The 15,673-nt window shown below is 60.4% G+C and carries 14 protein-coding genes; 2 read left to right on the top strand and 12 right to left on the bottom strand.

The annotated features are described in order from the left end of the window. Positions 1-33: 33 nt before the first annotated feature. The 5 genes from ACM6JM_RS20020 to ACM6JM_RS20040 all read right to left on the bottom strand — a co-directional run bounded on the left by ACM6JM_RS20020 (position 34) and on the right by ACM6JM_RS20040 (position 6,599). Positions 34-1,176: an ABC transporter ATP-binding protein gene (locus ACM6JM_RS20020; protein WP_007953506.1), complete on the bottom strand. Its 1,143-nt coding sequence runs from the start codon at positions 1,174-1,176 to the stop codon at positions 34-36. Between the two features lie 73 nt (positions 1,177-1,249). Then, positions 1,250-2,347, bottom strand: coding sequence for a polyamine ABC transporter substrate-binding protein (locus ACM6JM_RS20025; RefSeq protein WP_085667368.1), 1,098 nt, complete (start codon positions 2,345-2,347; stop codon positions 1,250-1,252). Between the two features lie 187 nt (positions 2,348-2,534). Then, complete coding sequence (locus ACM6JM_RS20030) at positions 2,535-3,647, bottom strand: polyamine ABC transporter substrate-binding protein (protein ID WP_011336446.1); 1,113 nt, start codon at positions 3,645-3,647, stop codon at positions 2,535-2,537. 172 nt (positions 3,648-3,819) lie between these two features. Next, positions 3,820-5,184, bottom strand: a complete 1,365-nt coding sequence (locus tag ACM6JM_RS20035; protein ID WP_039765388.1) for an aspartate aminotransferase family protein — start codon at positions 5,182-5,184, stop codon at positions 3,820-3,822. Positions 5,185-5,240: 56 nt separating this feature from the next. Beyond that, positions 5,241-6,599 (bottom strand): glutamine synthetase family protein, encoded by a 1,359-nt coding sequence (locus tag ACM6JM_RS20040; RefSeq protein ID WP_007953514.1) that lies wholly within the window; start codon positions 6,597-6,599, stop codon positions 5,241-5,243. 729 nt (positions 6,600-7,328) lie between these two features. Between ACM6JM_RS20040 and ACM6JM_RS20045 the strand changes: the two genes are divergently transcribed. Continuing rightward, positions 7,329-8,705, top strand: coding sequence for a glutamine synthetase family protein (locus ACM6JM_RS20045; protein WP_039765386.1), 1,377 nt, complete (start codon positions 7,329-7,331; stop codon positions 8,703-8,705). Between the two features lie 227 nt (positions 8,706-8,932). Beyond that, on the top strand, positions 8,933-9,565 hold the full coding sequence (locus ACM6JM_RS20050; RefSeq protein WP_039765384.1) for a TetR/AcrR family transcriptional regulator: 633 nt from the start codon (positions 8,933-8,935) through the stop codon (positions 9,563-9,565). Positions 9,566-9,745: 180 nt separating this feature from the next. On the opposite strand, the gene ACM6JM_RS20055 is transcribed toward ACM6JM_RS20050, so the two are convergent. The 7 genes from ACM6JM_RS20055 to ACM6JM_RS20085 form a co-directional block, all read right to left on the bottom strand. After that, the gene (locus ACM6JM_RS20055) at positions 9,746-9,961 is read right to left on the bottom strand and encodes a TOBE domain-containing protein (RefSeq protein ID WP_007953520.1); all 216 of its coding nucleotides are present in this window, start codon (positions 9,959-9,961) and stop codon (positions 9,746-9,748) included. A 106-nt stretch (positions 9,962-10,067) separates the two neighbouring features. Further along, a complete protein-coding gene (gene ssuB, locus ACM6JM_RS20060; protein ID WP_039765381.1) occupies positions 10,068-10,874 on the bottom strand; it encodes an aliphatic sulfonates ABC transporter ATP-binding protein in 807 nt (268 codons plus the stop codon). Further along, positions 10,871-11,653: an aliphatic sulfonate ABC transporter permease SsuC gene (gene ssuC / locus ACM6JM_RS20065; protein ID WP_011336451.1), complete on the bottom strand. Its 783-nt coding sequence runs from the start codon at positions 11,651-11,653 to the stop codon at positions 10,871-10,873. Before ssuC ends, ssuB begins: the two co-directional genes overlap by 4 nt. A gap of 9 nt (positions 11,654-11,662) precedes the next feature. Continuing rightward, entirely contained in the window at positions 11,663-12,811 is a 1,149-nt protein-coding gene (gene ssuD / locus ACM6JM_RS20070; protein WP_011336452.1) for an FMNH2-dependent alkanesulfonate monooxygenase, read from the bottom strand. A 25-nt stretch (positions 12,812-12,836) separates the two neighbouring features. Continuing rightward, positions 12,837-13,817 (bottom strand): sulfonate ABC transporter substrate-binding protein, encoded by a 981-nt coding sequence (locus tag ACM6JM_RS20075; RefSeq protein ID WP_007953529.1) that lies wholly within the window; start codon positions 13,815-13,817, stop codon positions 12,837-12,839. Positions 13,818-13,906: 89 nt separating this feature from the next. Further along, the gene (gene ssuE, locus ACM6JM_RS20080) at positions 13,907-14,500 is read right to left on the bottom strand and encodes an NADPH-dependent FMN reductase (protein WP_011336454.1); all 594 of its coding nucleotides are present in this window, start codon (positions 14,498-14,500) and stop codon (positions 13,907-13,909) included. Between the two features lie 245 nt (positions 14,501-14,745). Continuing rightward, positions 14,746-15,384 (bottom strand): peroxiredoxin, encoded by a 639-nt coding sequence (locus ACM6JM_RS20085; protein WP_011336455.1) that lies wholly within the window; start codon positions 15,382-15,384, stop codon positions 14,746-14,748. Positions 15,385-15,673: the final 289 nt, after the last annotated feature.

The raw sequence follows: 15,673 nt of genomic DNA on the forward strand, positions 1-15,673 counted from the left end.
TTCGATTGAGCCGGCGTTTGAATTTGCGCATGTTCATGAGCGAAGTACCACGCCGCTGTCGTCTTCCCACCACACGTAGACCTGATCGCCCCAGGTCGGACGTGCGCCACGGCGTTCGGCGTTGGCCACGAACGACTGCACCAGCTTGCCGCTCGGCAATTCGACGTAGAACACCGAGTGACCGCCGAGGTAGGCGATGTCATGCACCTTGCCGCTCGACCAGTTGTACTCGCAGGTCGGCTGATCGGCGGTGACCAGCAGTTTTTCCGGACGGATCGCGTAGGTCACGGACTTGTCCTGCACCGAGGTGCTGATGCCGTGGCCGACGTAGATCTGCCGGTCGAGATCCTTGCAGGTGATGGTCGCGTGGCCTTCGGCGTCGTCGATCACTTCGCCTTCGAAGATGTTCACGTTACCGATGAATTCGCAGACCAAGCGGCTGGTCGGCGTTTCGTAGATGTCGATCGGGCTGCCGATCTGGGCGATCCAGCCCAGGTGCATGATCGCGATGCGCTCGGCCATGGTCATGGCCTCTTCCTGGTCGTGGGTCACCATCACGCAGGTCACGCCGACGCGCTCGATGATCTCCACCAGCTCCAGCTGCATCTGCGAACGCAATTTTTTGTCCAGTGCGCCCATCGGCTCGTCGAGCAGCAGCAGTTTCGGCCGCTTGGCCAGCGAACGCGCGAGTGCCACACGCTGACGCTGGCCGCCGGACAACTGGTGCGGCTTGCGCTTGGCGTACTGGCTCATCTGCACCAGCTTGAGCATCTCGGCCACGCGGGCGTCGATCTCGGCCTTGGGAATCTTGTCCTGTTGCAGGCCGAAGGCGATGTTCTGCGCCACGGTCATGTGCGGGAACAGGGCGTAGGACTGGAACATCATGTTGATCGGTCGCTCGTACGGCGGCATGTCGGTGATGTCGACGCCGTCGAGGAAAATGCGCCCCTCCGTGGGCCGTTCGAACCCTGCCAGCATCCGCAGCAGAGTGGATTTGCCCGATCCCGAACCGCCGAGCAGGGCAAAGATTTCGCCCTTCTTGATTTCCAGGGACACATCGTCCACGGCAACCGTCTCGTCGAACTTCTTCGTGACCCGGTCGATTTTGACCAGCACCTGTTTCGGTGTCTGGTCGCCCTCGAGGGCTTTCTTATAGGCGCCGGAGGCAACTGCCATTTACGAAACTCCCAGAAAAAAAGAGTGCAGTCCGCCCACGCAAGACGAACCCAGGATAGTTGGTACGTTGACGCTATTTACCCGACTTGACCTTGGTCCAGCTGCGGGTCATCAAACGCTGAATGTTCGGTGGCAGCTCGATCGACACGTAGGTCTTGTCGAGCACCGCCTGCGGTGGATAAACCGACTCATCGGTGCGGATGGACTGCTCCATCAGCTTGTCCGAACCCGGGTTGGGGTTGGCGTAACCGACGTAATCACTGACCTGAGCGATCACCTCAGGTTTCAGCAAATAGTTGATGAAGGCGTGGGCTTCCTTGACGTTGGCCGAATCCTTCGGAATCGCCAGCATGTCGAACCACAGCGCGCCGCCCTCTTTCGGGATCGAGTAGGCGATGTTCACGCCCTTCTTGGCTTCTTCGGCGCGATTCTTGGCCTGGAAGATGTCGCCGGAGAAACCGATGGCCACGCAGATGTCGCCGTTGGCCAGATCACCGATGTATTTCGAAGAATGGAAGTAGGTCACGTAAGGACGCACCGCCAGCAACTTGGCCGTGGCCTTCTCGTAATCCTTGGGATTGGTGCTGTTGGCGTTCAGGCCCATATAGTTGAGCACGGTCGGCATCATTTCATCGGCCGAATCGAGGAACGCCACGCCGCAGCTGTGCAGCTTCTTGATGTTCTCCGGCTCGAACAGCACGCTCCAGGAGTCGATCTTGTCGACGCCGAGCACGGCTTTCACTTTGTCGACGTTGTAGCCGATGCCGTTGGTGCCCCACAGGTACGGCACGGCGTACAGGTTGCCCGGATCGTTCTGCTCCAGACGCTTGAGCAGCACCGGATCAAGGTTGGAATAGTTCGGCAGCTGCGCCTTGTCGAGCTTCTGGAAAGCGCCCGCCTTGATCTGCTTGCCGAGGAAGTGGTTCGACGGCACGACCACGTCGTAACCGGTACGCCCGGCGAGCAGTTTGCCTTCCAGGGTTTCGTTGGAGTCGAACACGTCGTAGACCGGTTTGATCCCGGTTTCTTTCTGGAAATCGGCCAGGGTGGTCTCGCCGATGTAATCCGACCAGTTATAAATATGCACAGTACCGGCGGCGTGGGCACCGACAGCGAACGTCAGGCCGGCAGCGGCCAGCAGGGCATTGCGCAAAGAAGAAAAAACAGGCAAGTGGAGGTCCTCTGATTTAGTTGGGCCCAAGTTGCCCCGTGCTGCATGACAGTCACGGTTGCCCGGCAACAAAACCGGCGCGCAACTTACCTTCGAAAAACCGTTCCAGCAAAACTTTCCGTCATTTAATTGCACCGCTGACCGCCCGGTTGAAGGCGACGGCCAACGGTGGCCGCTTCAAACCGGCTTATTTACCGGATTTGATCTTGGTCCAGCTGCGAGTGATCAGGCGCAGGGTGGCCGCGTCCAGATCGCTGATCGCATAGAGCTGCTTCTTCACTTCAGCCGAAGGGTAGATGCTCGGATCGCTGGTGATTTCCTTGTCCACCAGGGCGGTGGCCGCCTTGTTGCCGTTCGGGAAACGCACGGCGTTGGTGATTTCAGCCATCACTTTCGGCTCGAGCAGGTAGTTCATGAACTTGTAGGCGGCTTCGACGTTTTCGGCATCCTTGGGAATGGCGACCATGTCGTAGAAAGTACCGGCACCTTCTTTCGGAATGGTGTAGGCCAGTTTGACCTTGTCACCGGCTTCCTTGGCGCGGGTCTTGGATTGCTCCAGGTCACCCGAATAGCCGACCGCTACGCAGATGTTGCCGTTGGCCAGGTCCGAGATGTACTTCGAGGAGTGGAAATAAGCCACCGAAGGACGAATCTTGAGGAACAGGTCTTCGGCGGCTTTCAGGTCAGCCTTGTCCTTGCTGTTGGTCGGCTTGCCCAGATAGTGCAGAGCCGCCGGAATCATTTCGGTCGGCGCGTCGAGGAAGCTAACGCCGCAGCTTTTCAGCTTCTCGATGTTTTCAGGCTTGAACACGATGTCCCAGGAATCGATCTTGTCGATGCCCAGCGCAGCCTTGACCTTGGCCGGGTTGTAGCCGATGCCGATCGAACCCCACATGTACGGGAACGCATGCTTGTTGCCCGGGTCGCTGGCGTCGCCAACGGCCTTGAGCAAGTCTTCGTCGAGGTTCTTCCAGTTCGTCAGCTTGGACTTGTCCAGTTCCTGATAAACGCCGGCCTTGATCTGCTTGGCCAGGAAGTTGTTGGAAGGCACCACGATGTCGTAACCGGATTTGCCGGCCAGCAGCTTGGCTTCCAGGGTTTCGTTGCTGTCGAAAACGTCATAGACGACCTTGATGCCCGTCTCTTTTTCGAAATTGGCAACCGTGTCCGGCGCGATGTAGTCGGACCAGTTGTAAACGTGCAACACCTTGTCGTCCGCCTGGACCGCACCCGCCATCACGCCCATCAGGGACATGGCGAGCAGAGTCTTGCCAGCGAGCTTTTTGCCTAATGCCTTCATGCGTTAATGCTCCAAATTTTTCTTTTTTGAACCACTTTGTTCAGCGGCCGAACCCGGACAACTGGAACCGCGGCTAGTCTGGCAAGATCCGAGGCGGTCTTTCAAGAAAAGACCAGCCTTTCTGACAGCTCCGAGCGACAGCGCAACAGCTCCATCGCTCAGAGCCTAGCACTTAGCCCTGCAACGCACTCAGGGTCAGGTCCAGGCACTTGCGTGCCTTTGTCACCAGCTCGTCGATCTCCGCCTTGCTGATCACCAGCGGCGGCGCGATGATCATGGTGTCGCCCACGGCACGCATGATCAGCCCGTTGTCGAAGCAGAACTGGCGGCAGATCATGCCCACACCCTTGCCTTCGTAACGCTTGCGAGTGGCCTTGTCCTGCACCAGCTCGATGGCCCCCAGCAGACCGACTCCGCGCACTTCACCCACCAACGGGTGATCGTTCAGTTCGCGCAGACGTTTCTGCAAATACGGTGCCGTTTCTTCATGGGCGCGTTCGATGATTTTCTCTTCGCGCAGAATCCGGATGTTTTCCAGACCCACCGCCGCCGCCACCGGGTGACCGGAGTAGGTGAAGCCGTGGTTGAAGTCGCCGCCCTCGTTGAGCACCGCCACCACTTCGTCACGCACGATCAGGCCACCCATCGGGATGTAGCCGGACGTCAGGCCTTTGGCGATCGTCATCATGTGTGGCTTGAGGTCGTAGAAATCGCTGCCGAACCATTCACCGGTACGGCCGAAACCGCAGATCACTTCGTCAGCCACGAACAGAATGTCGTACTTGGCGAGGATCTCCTTGATGCGCGGCCAGTAGGTGTCTGGCGGAATGATCACACCGCCGGCGCCCTGGATCGGCTCGGCAATAAAGGCACCGACGTTGTCCACGCCGACTTCCAGAATCTTTTCTTCCAGCTGATTTGCCGCCCAGATCCCGAACTCTTCCGGGGTCATGTCGCCGCCTTCGGCGAACCAGTACGGCTGGGCGATGTGGACGATGCCCGGAATCGGCAGGTCGCCCTGTTCGTGCATGTAGGTCATGCCGCCCAGGCTTGCGCCGGCCACGGTGGAACCGTGGTAGCCGTTCTTGCGGCTGATGATGACTTTCTTGTTCGGCTGGCCCTTGATCGCCCAGTAGTGGCGAACCATACGCAGCATGGTGTCGTTGCCTTCGGAACCGGAGCCGGTGAAGAACACGTGGTTCATGCCTTCTGGCGCCACGTCGGCGATGGCCTTGGCCAGTTCCAGCGCCGGCGGGTGCGCGGTCTGGAAGAACAGGTTGTAGTAAGGCAGTTCGCGCATCTGTTTGGCGGCAGCATCCGCCAGCTCATCGCGTCCATAACCGATCGCCACACACCACAGACCCGCCATGCCATCGAGGATCTTGTTGCCCTCGCTGTCCCACAGGTACACGCCCTTGGCGTTGGTGATGATCCGTGGACCCTTTTCTTTCAGCTGCTTGAAGTCGCTGAACGGGGCCAGGTGGTGATCGCTGCTGAGGGCTTGCCACTCACGGGTTTGCGGGTTGTTGCTGGTCATGCCAATTCTCCTTGTTATCGGTGAAGGCGCGGCGGCTGACCACCGCGCCCGGCGTATCAGACGGCGAAGAGCAGGTACTCACGCTCCCAGGAACTGATCACGCGCTTGAAGTTTTCATGCTCGGCCCGCTTGACCGCGACGTAGCCGGTGATGAAGGTCTTGCCCAGGTACTTCTCGATGGTCGCGCTGTTTTCCATGCGTTCCAGGGCGTCTTCGATGGTCAGCGGCAGGCGCAGGTTGCGGCGCTCGTAACCACGGCCCACGACCGGCGCGCTCGGGTTGATGCCTTCGACCATGCCGATGTAGCCGCAGAGCAGGCTCGCGGCAATCGCCAGGTACGGGTTGGCGTCGGCGCCCGGCAGGCGGTTTTCCACCCGGCGGTTCTGCGGGCCGGCATCCGGGACGCGCAGGCCCACGGTGCGGTTTTCTTCGCCCCACTCCACGTTCACCGGCGCCGAGGTGTCCGGCAGGAAGCGGCGGAACGAGTTGACGTTCGGGGCGAACAGCGGCAACAGCTCAGGGATCAGTTTCTGCAGGCCACCGATGTGGTGCAGGAACAGCTGGCTCATGGTCCCGTCTTCATTCGAGAACACGTTCTTGCCGGTCTCGATGTCGATGATGCTCTGGTGCAGGTGCATCGCACTGCCCGGCTCACCGGTCATCGGCTTGGCCATGAAGGTCGCGGCCACGTTGTGCTTGAGCGCGGCCTCACGCATGGTGCGTTTGAACACCAGGATCTGGTCGGCCAGCGACAGGGCATCGCCGTGACGGAAGTTGATTTCCATCTGCGCCGTGCCGTCCTCGTGGATCAGCGTGTCGAGGTCCAGCTCCTGCAATTCGCACCAGTCGTAGACGTCTTCGAACAGCGGATCGAATTCGTTCGCCGCTTCGATGGAGAACGACTGACGCCCGATCTCCGGGCGCCCGGAGCGGCCGACCGGCGGCTGCAACGGATAGTCGGGGTCGTCGCTGCGCTTGGTCAGGTAGAACTCCATTTCCGGCGCCACGATCGGCTGCCAGCCCTTGTCGGCATAGAGTTTCAGGACTTTCTTGAGGACGTTGCGCGGCGACAGCTCGATCGGGTTGCCTTGCTTGTCGTAGGTGTCGTGGATCACCTGGGCGGTCGGCTCGATGGCCCATGGCACCAGGTACACGGCGTTCTGGTCGGGACGGCAGATCATGTCGATGTCGGCCGGGTCGAGCAGTTCGTAATAGATGTCGTCTTCGACGTAGTCGCCAGTCACGGTCTGCAACAGAACGCTCTCTGGCAGGCGCATGCCTTTTTCGGCGATGAACTTGTTGGTCGGCGAGATCTTGCCCCGGGTAATGCCGGTCAAGTCGCCGATCATGCATTCGACTTCTGTGATCTTGTGGTCTTTCAACCAATCGGTGAGCTGGTCGAGGTTGTTACTCATAAATGCCTCTGGGCTGAGTCTCCTGACAGATGTCAGGCAATGTTTGACGCACCAGGCGTCGCGTTAAAGGGCCTTGCTTGCGCGCAGTGCCGGCTTACGCCCGGCACCGCGCATAGACAATGAAGGAGGAGCTTACCTGCCCTTTACGCTGGCGTTGCATTTCCTGTGCACATCCCGGGCGTGCAGAATCACGGGCACGACGACGGGCGCGGTGCGGGCCGGGAGAGGGAAAGAGATCTATATTGAAAGGAGAACCGCTAAAGAGGATGCCTTCGCACACGTCCAGAATATCGGACGCTGCCGCTCGATCTGCCATGGATCTGGAGATCGCTGACACGTTGCAGGCCTTGCTGGCCGCGCTGCGGACGGACGTGTCGCCACTGATGTGGTAAGCATGCAGACCGGACTGCAAAGAGCAGTCGGTGACGCCGATTAACGGCAGGCGAGACATGAAGCACCCCGGTATTATTGCTGTTATGGGTTTGATCGGAGCTTAGCCTTGTTCATTTTTTTACACAACACCCCCGTAAAAAATACAACACGGCCTGCTCAAGCCTGCGGGTGGCGCGTCCTTCACGGATAAAAAAATGCCCCAAAGTGCCCCATAAACGCCCTCGCGGCGCTTTTTCAGGGCACAAAAGGCCTCGCTTGACTTCGGCAGGCCGTTCGGGTTGACTGAAACCAGAAAAGATCAATGATTGATATTTTTAACAACAAAGGTGTTGCATCATGTCGGTACCCCCGCGTGCCGTTCAGCTTAACGAAGCGAACGCGTTCCTTAAGGAACATCCTGAGGTTCTGTACGTTGACCTTCTGATTGCGGATATGAATGGTGTGGTGCGCGGCAAGCGCATCGAACGCACCAGCCTCCACAAGGTTTACGAGAAAGGCATCAACCTGCCGGCCTCTCTATTTGCTCTGGATATCAATGGCTCCACGGTGGAAAGCACCGGTCTGGGCCTGGACATCGGCGACGCCGACCGTATCTGCTATCCAATCCCCGATACCCTGTGCAACGAGCCATGGCAGAAGCGCCCGACCGCGCAACTGTTGATGACCATGCACGAACTGGAAGGTGACCCTTTCTTCGCCGACCCGCGCGAAGTGCTCCGTCAAGTTGTTGCAAAGTTTGACGAGCTCGGCCTGACCATCTGCGCCGCGTTCGAACTCGAGTTCTACCTGATCGACCAGGAAAACGTGAACGGCCGCCCTCAGCCGCCACGCTCGCCGATCTCCGGCAAACGCCCGCATTCGACCCAGGTTTACCTGATCGACGACCTCGACGAATACGTCGACTGCCTCCAGGACATTCTGGAAGGCGCGAAAGAGCAAGGCATTCCGGCCGACGCCATCGTCAAGGAAAGTGCCCCGGCGCAGTTCGAAGTGAACCTGCACCACGTCGCCGACCCGATCAAGGCATGCGACTACGCGGTCCTGCTCAAGCGTCTGATCAAGAACATCGCCTACGACCATGAAATGGACACCACCTTCATGGCCAAGCCGTACCCGGGCCAGGCAGGCAATGGTCTGCACGTCCACATTTCGGTTCTCGACAAAGAAGGCAAAAACATTTTTGCCAGCGAGGATCCCGAGCAGAACGCCGCGCTGCGTCACGCGATCGGCGGTGTGCTCGAGACCCTGCCCGCGCAGATGGCTTTCCTCTGCCCGAACGTCAACTCCTACCGTCGTTTCGGCGCACAGTTCTACGTGCCGAACTCGCCGAGCTGGGGCCTGGACAACCGCACCGTGGCCCTGCGCGTACCGACCGGCTCCGCCGACGCGGTCCGTCTGGAACACCGCGTGGCCGGCGCCGATGCCAACCCGTACCTGCTGATGGCTTCGGTGCTGGCGGGCGTGCATCACGGCCTGACCAACAAGATCGAGCCGCCGCCTCCCACCGAAGGCAACAGCTACGAGCAGAACGAGCAGAGCCTGCCGAACAACTTGCGCGATGCCCTGCGCGAGCTGGACGACAGCGAGGTGATGGCCAAGTACATCGATCCGAAATACATCGATATCTTCGTCGCCTGTAAAGAGAGCGAGCTGGAGGAGTTCGAACACTCCATCTCCGACCTCGAGTACAACTGGTACCTGCATACCGTTTAAGCGGATTGCAGGAATAAAAAGCGCTGCCGGCTTCATCAGCCCGCAGCGTTTTTTTATGGCCGCCTGCGGCGGATCGCTGGCAAGCCAGCTCCCACAGGGTTCTGTTGTGTACTCAGATCTTGTGTTCGACACAGATACCTGTGGGAGCTGGCTTGCCAGCGATGGCGGCCGACAAGACAACGCAAGAGCCGGCTCGTACAATGCCCGCTGCCCCGCAGGAGACTTTCATGACGCGTCCCGCCCCCGTTCGCAAACCTCGTGCCCGCAGTCAGGCGCGGATCGATTCGATACTCGACGCCGCGCGCACGCTGCTGGCCGCCGAGGGCGTGGCGAGCCTGTCGATCTACAGCGTGGCCGAGCGCGCGCAGATTCCGCCCTCCTCGGTCTACCACTTCTTCGCCAGTGTTCCGGCGCTGCTCGAAGCGCTGACGGCGGATGTGCACGCGGCCTTCCGTGCCTGCCTGCAAGCACCGATCGATCACGATGCCCTGCGCGACTGGCGCGACCTGTCGCGGCTGGTCGAAGAGCGGATGCTGGAGATCTATGGCGAGGATGCCGCCGCCCGCCAACTGATCCTCGCGCAGCACGGCCTCACCGAAGTCACCCAGGCCGACCGCCAGCACGACCTCGAACTCGGCGACCTGATGCACAAGCTGTTCGATCATCACTTCGAACTGCCGCGACTGCCGGATGACGTCGATGTGTTCGCACTGGCCATGGAACTGGGCGACCGCGTCTACGCCCGCTCGGTGCAGCAGCACGGGCAGATCACCCCGCGCATGGCCGAGGAAGGCATGCGGGTGTTCGATGCCTACATCGGGCTGTATCTTCCGCCCTATCTGCCCAAACGGATTCTCTAGCGATGATCGTTGCCACGCTCTGCGTGGGAATGCAGCCCGTGACGCTCCGCGTCACTGGACGCGGAGCGTCCCCAGAGGCATTCCCACGCAGAGCATGGGAACGATCAGCACGGTCAATCTCAAGCCAATAAAAAACCCCGAAGGGCTCACACCCTTCGGGGTTGTTTTTTACTCACAGGCTTACAACTTGGCGATGGACACCTCGGTGGACTTCACGAAGGCGATCACTTCGCTGCCGACCTCCAGTTCCAGCTCCTTGACCGAACGGGTGGTGATCACCGACGTGACGATGCCGGAAGCGGTCTGCACGTCGATTTCCGACAGCACGTCGCCGAGAACGATCTCCTTGATCGCGCCTTTGAACTGGTTGCGTACGTTGATGGCTTTGATAGTCATGATATTTCTCCTGAGGTCGAAATAAGCCGCAAGTTGCGAGCTTCAAGCTGCAAGCAAAAGCACTGAGCTTCTACTTGCAGCTTGTAGCTTGCTGCTCGCAGCTGCTTCATTGCGCCCAACGCAGTTGCGTAGGCAAGGGTGAAACGGGTTCCGGCGCCGGCGGCTCGCCGGGCAGGGACAACACTCGGTTGAGCACTTCGGTTTCCAGCGCGGCCAGGCGATGGGAGCCACGCACCCGAGGACGCGGCAGCTCCACTTGCAGGTCGAGGCCGACTTCGCCGTCCTCGATCAGAATCACCCGGTCGGCAATCGCCACCGCTTCGCTGACGTCGTGGGTCACCAGCAACACGGTGAAACCATGCTGTTGCCAGAGACGTTCGATCAGTTGCTGCATCTCGATCCGGGTCAGCGCATCCAGTGCGCCCAGCGGCTCGTCGAGCAACAGCAGACGCGGCTGATGGATCAAGGCTCGGGCCAGCGCCACGCGCTGCTTCTGCCCACCGGACAGTGCCGCCGGCCATTCATTGGCGCGATCGGCGAGGCCGACTGCATCCAGCGCCTGCAAGGCTTGCGGGCGCCAGTCGCCCTTGAGGCCGAGACCGACGTTGTCGATGATCTTTTTCCACGGCAGCAGCCGCGCTTCCTGGAACATCAACCGGGTGTCATCCCGCGCATCGCTGAGCGGTGCGGCACCGGCGAGCAGATCGCCGCCAGTGGGTTGATCGAGGCCGGCGAGCAAGCGCAGAAATGTGCTCTTGCCGCATCCGCTGCGCCCGACCACGGCGACAAACTGCCCTGCCGGAATGTGCAGATCGATGTCACGCAGTACCTGCCGCGAGCCGAAAGTCTTTTGCAGGTTGCGCACCGCCAGCGGAATCCCGCGCAGCAGGCGTGGAGGTTGTTGAGCGGTCATGCCGCACCTCCTTTCGCCACTTGATACGCCGGATGCCAGCGCAGCCACACACGTTCAAGTCCACGGGCCGCGAGGTCGGCCAGTTTGCCGAGCACCGCGTACAGCAGAATCGCCAGCACCACCACGTCGGTCTGCAGGAACTCGCGGGCATTCATCGCCAGGTAACCGATGCCGGAGCTGGCGGAGATGGTTTCCGCCACGATCAGCGTCAGCCACATGAAGCCCAGGGCGAAGCGCACGCCGACCAGAATCGAAGGCAGCGCGCCCGGCAGAATCACCTGCCAGAACAGGCTGAAACCGGACAGGCCATAACTGCGCGCCATTTCCACCAGCGCCGGATCGACGTTGCGGATGCCGTGATAGGTGTTGAGGTAGATCGGGAACAAGGTGCCCAATGCCACCAGGAAAATCTTCGCCGACTCGTCGATGCCGAACCACAGGATCACCAGCGGAATCAGCGCCAGGTGCGGCACGTTGCGGATCATCTGCACCGAGCTGTCGAGCAGGCGTTCACCCCACTTCGACAGGCCGGTGATGAACCCCAGCACCAGGCCGATGCTGCCACCGATAGTGAAGCCCAGCGCGGCGCGCCAGCCGCTGATTGCCAGGTGCGTCCAGATTTCGCCGCTGCGTACCAGGCTCACGCCGGCTTCGATCACCGCCACCGGCGCCGGCAGAATCCGCGTCGACAGCCAACCGGCCGACACCGACAACTGCCACACCGCCAGCAACAACACCGGCAACGCCCAGGGCGCGAGGCTGTGGATAAATTTCTTCATGGCGGCGCCTCAGCTCTGGGACGCGGCTTTGGGAAGAATGTCGTTGGCCACCATCTCGCCGAACGGGCTGACGTAACCGGCGCTTTTCGGCAGTTCCGGACGCTCGACGTCGAGGTGCGGGAACAGCAGTTCAGCCACACGATACGATTCTTCGAGGTGTGGATAACCGGAGAAGATGAAAGTATCGATGCCCAGGTCCGCGTATTCCTTAACGCGCGCCGCCACGGTCGGGCCGTCGCCGACCAACGCCGTCCCGGCACCGCCGCGCACCAGACCGACGCCGGCCCACAGGTTCGGGCTGACTTCGAGGTTGTCGCGACTGCCACCGTGCAGCGCAGCCATGCGTTGCTGGCCGACCGAATCGAACCGCGCCAGCGAAGCCTGGGCACGTTTGATGGTGTCGTCGTCCAGGTGCGAGATCAGGCGATCTGCCGCTTGCCAGGCCTCGGCATTGGTTTCCCGCACGATCACATGCAGACGAATGCCGAAGCGCACGGTGCGGCCGAGCTTGGCGGCCTTGGCGCGCACCTGTTCAATCTTCTCGGCCACGGCTGCGGGCGGCTCGCCCCAGGTCAGGACCATTTCCACTTGTTCGGCGGCCAGATCCTGCGCGGCTTCCGACGAGCCACCGAAATACAGCGGCGGACGCGGTTGCTGGATCGGCGGATAGAGCAATTTGGCGCCCTTCACGCTGATGTGCTCGCCGTCGTAATCCACGGTTTCGCCTTCCAGCACCCGACGCCAGATCCGGGTGAATTCCACCGAGGCCTGATAGCGCGCTTCGTGATCGAGGAACAGACCGTCGCCGGCCAACTCTTCCGGATCGCCACCGGTCACCAGGTTGAACAGCGCACGACCGCCGGACAACCGATCCAGCGTTGCCGCCTGACGCGCCGCCACCGTCGGGGAAATGATCCCGGGGCGCAGGGCGACAAGGAATTTCAGACGCTGGGTCACCGGGATCAGCGATGCCGCCACCAGCCACGAGTCTTCGCAGGAACGGCCGGTGGGAATCAGCACGCCGCCGAAGCCCAGGCGATCCGCCGCTTGCGCGACCTGTTGCAGATAGCCGTGATCGACGGCGCGGGCGCCTTCGGCGGTGCCAAGGTAATGGCCGTCGCCGTGGGTTGGCAGGAACCAGAAGATGTTGAGGCTCATGGAGTGGTCTCCTTGGGGATTCGATTTACTGGGCTTGGGTGACCGAGCTTTGGGCCACAGCGGCCGGTGGGGTCCAGATCACGTCCTTGATGCTCAACGGCTTGGGAATCAGCTTGAGCTGGTAGAAGGTGTCAGCGATTTTCTGTTGCGCGGCGACCACTTCCGGGGTCAGGAACAGCGCGCCGTAGCCCTGGCGCTTCACCGAGGTCAGGGTGATGTCTGCCGGCAGGCCGAGCAGCGGCGACACCTGTTGGGTCACGTCTTCCGGATTGGCCTTGGACCACTCGCCGACGGCGCGCACTTCTTCCACGAGGGTCTTGATCACCTCGGGATTTTTCTGTGCGTAGGGTTTGGTCGCCAGGTAGAACTGGTGGTTGTCGACGATGCCTTTGCCGTCACGCAGGGTGTGCGCTTGCAGCTGTTTTTCGGCGGCGGCCTGGTACGGGTCCCAGATGACCCAGGCGTCGACGCTGCCACGCTCGAACGCGGCGCGGGCATCCGCCGGCGGCAGGAATACGGTTTGAATGTCGGTGTACTTGAGGCCGGCATCTTCCAGCGCACGCACCAGCAAGTAGTGGACGTTGGAGCCTTTGTTCAGGGCGACTTTCTTGCCCTTGAGATCCGCCACCGATTTGATCGGCGAGTCTTTCGGCACGAGGATCGCTTCGCTGTTTGGCGCTGGCGGCTCGTAAGCCACGTAGAGCAGATCGGCACCGGCCGCCTGGGCAAAGACCGGCGGGGTTTCGCCGGTGACGCCGAAGTCGATCGAGCCGACGTTCAGGCCTTCCAGCAGTTGCGGGCCGCCGGGGAATTCAGTCCATTGCACGTCGACGCCTTGGGCGGCGAGACGTTTTTCCAGGGTGCCCTTGGCTTTGAGCAGCACCAGCGTGCCGTATTTCTGATAACCGATTCGTAGCGTCTCGGCCTGAGCTTGAGTGATGGCGCCGAAGGACACAGCCGCAGCAAACAGAGCGACCAGACCACGACGCAAAAATACAGTGCGCATAGCGCTCTCCTTTTTGCTGTTGGGTTTTGGCTGCACCTGCTTGGCCGTTGGCGGCTGAGTAAGGTGAGTACTTCAAGTTTCGGTGTGGCTCAAATGCTCCAGCGAGCACTCAACAAACGTTCGTTCAGCAGTCCCGGCTCCAGCGGCTTCGGCCGGCGGGCCATGGCGCTGACAAACTGGTCCAGCGCTTCATGCAACCGCTGCTCCAGCGCCGGAGCCAACTGCGCCTGGGCACTGCCTTCGCCGTAAGCGATCTGGCTGTCCTCGGCAAAAATCCCTTGCAGCATTTCCTGGGCCTTCAACGCCGACAGCACAGGCTTGAGGGCGTAATCCACCACCAGCATGTGAGCGATGCTGCCGCCGGTAGCCATCGGCAAAACAATCTTGTGGTTCAGCGCACGCTCGGGCAGCAGATCCAGCACGGTCTTCAGGGCACCGGAAAACGACGCCTTGTACACCGGCGTAGCGATCAGCAGGCCATCGGCGTTTTCAATCTGTTGCAGCAAGTCGAGCACCTTCGGGCTGTCGAAGCGGGCGTGAAGCAGGTCTTCGGCCGGGAAGTCCCGCACCTGATAACTCACCACTTCCACCCCTTGCTGCTGCAACCAGCGTTGCGAGCGTTCCAGCAACACCCCGGAGCGGGAACGTTGACTGGGACTGCCACCGAGTGAGACGACCAGCATTCAGAAAATTCCTTGCGCGTTACAGGCGATTCGCGGGTTGCGATCTCGCTTCGATGTGAGTGACCTTACCAGCTGATTTATATATCCATAAATCATATTTATTCATTTGGTTATTCCTTATGGAGATATGCATTTCACTTTCCTGCGGACAAAAAAACAGGCCGTGAAAACGGCCTGAAACCCTGCATCGTGGTTCCTAGTGACTGATCGTTCCCACGCTCCGCGTGGGAACGATCCGAGATAGGTTATTTGTTCGGCTGTGGGGTGAGGCGCAGGTACGGTTTCACCGCGCGGTAGCCTTTCGGAAAGCGTTGCTTGATTTCGTCTTCGTCCTTGAGCGACGGCACGATCACCACTTCTTCACCGTCCTGCCAGTTGGCCGGGGTGGCTACCTTGTAGTTGTCGGTGAGCTGCAGCGAATCGATCACCCGCAGGATCTCGTGGAAGTTGCGCCCGGTGCTGGCCGGATAAGTGATGGTCAGGCGGATCTTCTTGTTCGGATCGATCACGAACAGCGAACGCACGGTCAGGGTGTCGTTGGCGTTCGGGTGGATCAGATCGTACAGATCGGACACCTTGCGATCGGCATCGGCCAGGATCGGGAAGTTGACGATGGTGTTCTGGGTTTCGTTGATGTCCTCGATCCACTTGTGGTGCGAATCCACCGGGTCGACCGACAGTGCAATGGCCTTCACGCCGCGTTTGGTGAACTCGTCCTTGAGTTTGGCGGTGAAGCCCAGCTCGGTGGTGCACACCGGGGTGAAGTCTGCCGGGTGGGAAAACAGCACGCCCCAGCTATCGCCCAGCCATTCGTGGAAACGAATCTTGCCGGCGCTGGAATCCTGTTCGAAATCGGGGGCGATATCGCCAAGTCTGAGGCTCATGGTGCGGCTCCTGATGAGTGGTTGGAGACCTCAACTGTAGCTCGTGATTCGTTCTTCTGAAAAAGAATAAATAACTAGATATCTATATCTTTATTGAATATTAAACATCTGTTCACTGGACGCCCCGCAGCATCGCGACGAACATCGCGCTCAAGGTTCGAGAAGGCCTTGAGTTGCTGTAAAGAGGGGAACATCGGGAAAGGCTTACGGGGGTGAGCCGGACCCGAAAACGCAAAAGCCCCGTCCGGCGCGATGCCGGACGGGGCTTTTTTTACATCAATGCAGGAGC

It is taken from the genome of Pseudomonas sp. IT-P2, from assembly GCF_949767575.1.
GTDB classification, from domain to species: domain Bacteria; phylum Pseudomonadota; class Gammaproteobacteria; order Pseudomonadales; family Pseudomonadaceae; genus Aquipseudomonas; species Aquipseudomonas pharyngis.